Raw genomic sequence first — 4,203 nt, 5'->3', positions numbered from 1 at the left:
CTCCTTTTCTTGCGGGACTTACGCATTTCCTCTAAAAGTCCCCCTGATAAGGGGGATTTAGGGGGTTAAATGCAACCAAATAACGACTGCCAATTTTCTGTTCAATTTATGTAAATCCGTAGGTTGGGTTGAGCGGTTAAACGCCAATCCCTATCAACTACAATAGAAGCGCGGTCGTTCAACAACACCTGCTTATAAGATAGGGTGAAACCCAACTCAGTTTGTCATCGGGGAGGTTCCTGTTCCAAAACTTATTTCATAAAAGCGGTCTTTTGTACTACAATCTGTATGAAGATTAATTTATTAATTCAGTAATTTCCGAGCGATGCCCGGTGCGGTTTGCAACCGCACCTACCGGGCCTGGGGAAAATATAGCATTACCGAATTATTTTCTGAAACCTCATTTAGATTGTGATCCCAGCACGCAAACTAACAGTTCGCGCTACATTTGGCAGATTACCCGATGATTACAGCGTATCCCGAATTAGCAACGGCAAAATGTCAACACGCCCTAGCAACTTGGGTTAATATAGAGATCATTGAAACTTTTCTGGCAGTTTGCTCTTAGCGTTTTGCGCTTTCCTTTTCGATGAGTCCCGCAGGGTGGATTTCCTATCCCGACTGCCCCAATGAACTGATGAACAAATGGTTTCCACATTTTACACACCTTTTAACAGGAGCCACCCACCTTTCCCCTAGCCTCCAAGACCTTTGAAACCACCATTTCGACATCGGCTTCATCGACAAACGGAGATAGGATAAAAGACTTTAACGCAACAATCGGTTCGCCGTATTGAGTTCGACGATAGCAGTCTGTTATCGAAATAACGACGCCTCTTCCCTCCATTGCCTCCGAATGTACGTATTGGGAGATTTCTCGGTTGTAGTCGTTATGTGCGAGCAAACTATCGCGATAGGCGGCATCCTCAAATTCGTGCCCCTTGATTGAGAAGGTATCGACGCCAACTGGATAGGCGCGGAAGAGCGTAACGGTTCCGAAATTTTCTCGGTTCAGCACGGTTGTGCCTTCGTGACCTTCCAGATGTTCCCGCAGGAGTTGGGTCATTTCAACAATGTGCCCGAGGATGACTCGTAACCCCTGTTCTCCAAACAACCGAAAATTAGCGAGCGCAGCAAGGGGACCTGTCCCGGCTCTGGAGGTTTCCAACGTATACATTCCGGGACGATGTTCCCCAAATTGGTAGAGATACGGCATCTGCTCCGGTTGACGTTTTACCAGTTCCAGATCCACTTGGTTTTTAACGAGAACAAGGCTGGAGATGTAGGGTGTAAAGCCAGTTTTGTGAAAGTCAATGCCAACAGAATCTGCTAGGGATAAATATCGTATGCGCCGGGAGGCACCTGCCAATGCGCGGACGGTACGTGGGCGAAATCCTAGGGGGTTATTCTCAAAATCGTAGTCGTTAAACACAGACCAAGCCCACCCAATAGCTGCATCTGCGTGGATGTGTGGTCGATAATCCAGTCGAAAGTCATCAACGAGTTTGTCTCGTAATGCCACAATGTGCGCTAAATCGTCCAACCCGAACGCGTCGGTGGTGCCTAACGTCGCAATGATGGCGGCAATCTTTTTTCCGCTCTCTAATGCCCCCCGTGCCTCCCCCTCAAGTTGCACGAGATCCATTTCGTTCTCGACTGTCGTTGGAATCGTAATCAGGTTGTTCGTCCCTATTCCGAGCCAACCGACAACGTTAGCGGCACAGTAGTGACCCGCATCTGATACGAACACGACAGCGTCTTCAGGCGTACCGTTCTGCATCGTTCCCGGACAAGCCTTTTCAAGCCCCAATTTCACACCGTAGAGCGTCGTTGCGGTACCCCCGAAAGTGAACACACCGCTCGCCTGTTCCGGATCGTATCCAATCAATTGCGACGCCATGGCGACCGCTTCAACTTCAGCCAACGCTACCAAGCGACTGTATTCATCCCAAACTAGATTCGGGTTGTACAGAGATGCAAGGAGTACCCCAATCACACTTGGAATCGTCGGCGGCGGAATAACGTTCTGTTGCGTCCGGGGATGCCCGAAGAGGGTCATCCCTCGGAGGTAACTCACAAGGTCAGCCGTGACCTCCTCAATCGAAGCCATCGTATCCGGTAAGGTCGCTTCTCTAGCCTTCTCAAAATCCCCGGAAACGATGTCACCGAGCATCGGCAGATGTGTTTTCAAATCATCAACCTGATCCAAGGCGCGCATAATCGAATGCACGAAGTACGAATCATGTATCGCGTCGGATACCGGTTGGGGAAAAGCAAGTCGAATTTTCTCTAAGATATTACGATAGGTCATATTGTTTTTCCAGCCCATTGGTGTTCGACATTGCGAGATTCACCCATATTAACCAATGGTGCTAGTTTGCAGCTGTTGATAGCCTGAAACGTGATGCCCCAATAAATCGGGACAGACTGTGAAATGCCGTTCCCCTGATAATCGGGAACGAGTCGAGACGTGAAAATCATTGGTTCATCGCCTCATTTAGCCCCAGCGGGGCGACATGTCTATAGCAGTGACTGATAATGTGAGACGTGAAAATCATTGGTTCATCAGTTCATTTAGCCCCAGCGGGGCGACATGTTTATAGCACATAGATAAACAAATACCCTAAAGCCCCAGCGGGGCGACATGTGTATCCGACGGGGGCACGTAATAAGAATGAATGAACCAATGAACTCCCCGATAAATCGGGATTTTCAACTTGAACCATGTGGAAACGACTTTCTTACTAAACTAGCACCAAAGGTTATTAGCTACACATGAAAAACGTACAAATCTCGATTCTGCATCGGCAGGTCAACCCATCGACCGCCCTGTCGATGACTCTCCGCCACAGTAATGCACGCCTCTGTGATTGGGTGTGTCACCTCAATATTGCCAATTGACGGGCTTCCTGACTCATGCGCGTTTACCAAGTCCTCTAGCAAAGAAACAACTGTGCTGACCGGAGTTTCTTCTGGAAATACCTCCCCTTCCCATTGTAGGGGCCAATCATCTGCCCCATTCAGCTTCCGGAAAGTCACCGCTGCACCATCCCACATCGATCGGAGGGTGCCTTCCGTCCCGACTATCTCATACTCTCGTCCACCGTCCGGCACTGACCATGCCTCGATTCCGTTGGCGAAAACGAGTTGAAAAAGTCCCTGTGGGTCTTCCTCAAGGCGGTTGTCCTTAACCTCTATACTTCTGGGCAACAGATCCCCGCGTACTGCTGCAATCTCTGGATCGCCGAGCAGGTAGGAAAGGGTATCCATCCAGTGGATGTGCACGTGCATCAGGCTAGCAGCCCCATAAACCACCGCCGATTGGGGTTCACCGATATCCCCTCGCGCAATCATCTCCCGTATCTGCTTGTATCGGCTGCTAAAACGTCTCAATACACCTGTGTTGAACGCAGTGCCGTGTTTGCGACAGGCTTCAAGGACTTCATCAGCCTTCTGTACAGAACAAGAGATCGCTTTCTCCACGAACAACATCGGTACACCGGCATTCGCCGCGTGGACCGCCATATCTGCGTGTGCGTCGTCCCGAAAGGTGGTTGATGGGGCGCGATTGCCCGGTTTCGGCAAACCCGTTGCCGTGGTACACACGCCCACCAGATCCGGCCGCTCCTTCTCGATCATCTCTTGATAGTCTTCGTAAACCGTTTTTACGCCCCATTTCTCTTGAAATGCCGTCCGCCGTTCCGGAATCGTTTCCGCCCCTGCCACCACTTCAAGCCGTTCGCTCACATGGGACGCCGACGCAATCGATTGGTCAAGTGTACTACCCATACGCCCTAGCCCCACAATCGCCACTCGGTAGGTCTTCATTATATCCTCCTTCACATATAAACTATGAAAATGTGCGAAAGTCTTACTCGGTATATTTTTAGCATCTCGGATGTTATCACAAATGTAGGTAGGGTGCTATGAAAAACTTCGGGAGCTATAAATGTGATGGGTTGTTACAGGTTTATTTAACGCAGAGAATCCGTAGGTCGAGATTCATGGTGAATTCAAAAAATAAATAGACACTTTCGCTCCCCATGTTTGGTAGGCGCTGTTTCTAACTGCGCCGATTTGGGGTGTCTCATTAATTCTAAGATAGGACTTACGCATTTCCTCTTCAAGTCCCCCTGATAAGGGGGATTTAGGGGGTTAAATCCAACCAAATAGCGCCTTTTCAGCAAAATATGCCAATTTTCT

At 49.3% G+C, this 4,203-nt stretch carries 3 protein-coding genes; all 3 read right to left on the bottom strand.

Annotated elements, in window-relative coordinates; all coding sequences use genetic code 11:
* Window positions 1-670 precede the first annotated feature (670 nt).
* Window positions 671-2,311 (bottom strand): aspartate aminotransferase family protein, encoded by a 1,641-nt coding sequence (locus J4G02_23020; protein ID MCE2397380.1) that lies wholly within the window; start codon window positions 2,309-2,311, stop codon window positions 671-673.
* Window positions 2,308-2,481, bottom strand: coding sequence for a hypothetical protein (locus J4G02_23015; protein MCE2397379.1), 174 nt, complete (start codon window positions 2,479-2,481; stop codon window positions 2,308-2,310). The genes J4G02_23020 and J4G02_23015 overlap by 4 nt, the downstream gene beginning before the upstream one ends.
* 288 nt (window positions 2,482-2,769) lie before the next feature.
* The gene (locus tag J4G02_23010; GenBank protein ID MCE2397378.1) at window positions 2,770-3,828 is read right to left on the bottom strand and encodes a Gfo/Idh/MocA family oxidoreductase; all 1,059 of its coding nucleotides are present in this window, start codon (window positions 3,826-3,828) and stop codon (window positions 2,770-2,772) included.
* Window positions 3,829-4,203: the final 375 nt, after the last annotated feature.

The organism is Candidatus Poribacteria bacterium (assembly GCA_021295755.1).
Taxonomy (GTDB): domain Bacteria; phylum Poribacteria; class WGA-4E; order WGA-4E; family PCPOR2b; genus PCPOR2b.
This window is presented reverse-complemented; position numbering and strand designations above follow the sequence as displayed.